The 1,669-nt window shown below is 49.7% G+C and carries 2 protein-coding genes and 1 pseudogene; all 3 read left to right on the top strand.

The features are described 5' to 3' along the window. The first annotated feature begins 443 nt into the window (after window positions 1–443). Window positions 444–860: a hypothetical protein gene (locus tag lacNas_RS03160; protein WP_201331959.1), complete on the top strand. Its 417-nt coding sequence runs from the start codon at window positions 444–446 to the stop codon at window positions 858–860. Continuing rightward, window positions 841–1,227: pseudogene (locus tag lacNas_RS03155) on the top strand (ATP-binding cassette domain-containing protein); the annotation flags it as partial. The gene lacNas_RS03160 and the pseudogene lacNas_RS03155, both read left to right, overlap by 20 nt. A gap of 40 nt (window positions 1,228–1,267) precedes the next feature. Next, window positions 1,268–1,669: SprT family protein (locus lacNas_RS03150; RefSeq protein ID WP_201346578.1), on the top strand; the 402-nt coding region annotated here is incomplete at its 3' end.

Below are 1,669 nucleotides of genomic sequence, written 5' to 3'. Positions count from 1 at the left end.
AGTTGCAAGAGTGGTGCTTCGGTGCCTGCGCTGGTCAATGCGGTTACCCCCTTGTTGGGATATCGGAATACCTGTGATGACGGCAATAAGAAAAATGTCTGTATCCATGTCTTTGGACATACGTAGTCAAAAATTACTATTTGGCTACATTGCACACATTTTTTGCAGCAGTTAAGTCGGCTGAGATGCTTTTTATATTATGAATCCTATAGAGAATGCTACGGTACAAAACAAAATCCATCCCCAGCAATCTATTACCTAAATTACGCGACGACTGCAGTTTTCTATATTACGCTGACCGTCGTCCTGCTAAGAATTTGGTATATGAAGAATGTAGAGAGAGGCTAAATTATGCTAAAAACGCGTTATCAGCGCCTAATTGCCATAACCCTGTCAGCCTGTGGTGCGGCTTGCAGTTTGCGATGATCGGTGGGGAAGGCGAGATGCCAGTGTTTTATTTGAATGCCAACTTGATCAGCTTATACATCCAGCCTGGTCTAACCGTCATGGCGGCCATCCAAATCCTTTCTTTCCGCTCAGTCCGGCCGCTTCTGGCTCCCCGCGGCAAAAAGGATTACTTTGACCAACGACTGGCCCAGCTCCTTTTCTTAGATTTGGCCATCTATCTTGTTTTCTCCATCGTGCCCTATTTCTTTGGCAAGAATCCCTGCTTCCGTTATGGCCCGGCCTGGAAGGGGACCCTCTTGCTCTTGATGCATTACCTGCTGTTCATTGCCTGCTTTATGCTGATCTTGTTCTGCATCAAGATCAAATATCCTTTCTTTATTATCGTTTTTGCCAGCACAGTACCCATTCTTTACCATTACTGGCTGGAGAAGACCTGGCTTTATCGAATATGAAACTGCCTGGGACAACTTGACCTTTTTGGGTCACTTCAACCACCGCTTCCAGCCCGAAAAGACCCGGGACCTGCTCAAGGCCTTTGACCTGGACCCGGACAACCCGCAAGCCGTTGGCAACTACTCAGTCGGGATGCGGCAGAAGCTGGGGATCACCCAGGCCGTGATGGAAGACCAGAACATCATCCTGCTGGATGAACCAACCCGGGGGATCGACAAGGAAGGGGTCGACCAGTTCGTCAACCTCTTGAAAGACTTGCGCAGCGAAAACAAGACCGTTATCGTGGCCAGCCATGATGAAATCCCCGGCCTGGTATATGACCGCCGCTTAAGAATGAAAGACGGGATCTTGCTTCCAGAAGAGTAAAAGTTGGCTTTTTCTGGCCTGACCAGCTACAATATTCACCATGATTAATGAACAAGAACTGCAGCAGCTGGTCGAAACGATCTCCCTTGAATCCTTTGGCCGGCCCTTTCTCCATCAAGCCAAAATCAACCGCCGCCTGAAGACTACTGGCGGCCGCTACCAATTATCCGACCATCACCTGGAATTCAACCCCCTCTTTCTTAAGGAAGAAAACCTTCATTATCTGCCAGGCATCATCAAGCATGAACTGGTCCACTACCACCTCCACCTGGCCGGTTTAGGCTACCAGCACAAAGACCGGGACTTCAAGTTACTCCTTAAAAAGGTTGGCGGCAGCCGCTATGCGCCAAGACTGGAGGAGAGCAAAAGAAGCCGCTGGCACTACCGCTGCCGGCAGTGCGGGCAGGACTACTGGCGCCAGCGGCAGGTCAATGTCAGGAAG

Origin of the sequence: Lactobacillus nasalidis, assembly GCF_016587775.1 — a bacterium.
Lineage (GTDB): Bacteria > Bacillota > Bacilli > Lactobacillales > Lactobacillaceae > Lactobacillus > Lactobacillus nasalidis.
The sequence above is the reverse complement of the archived record's forward strand: the minus strand, read 5'-3'. Positions and strand labels throughout refer to the sequence as shown.

Excerpts from the sequence above, each read along its gene's own strand:
- lacNas_RS03160 (WP_201331959.1), top strand. The coding sequence starts at position 444 with ATGCCAGTGTTTTATTTGAATGCCAACTTGATCAGCTTATACATCCAG.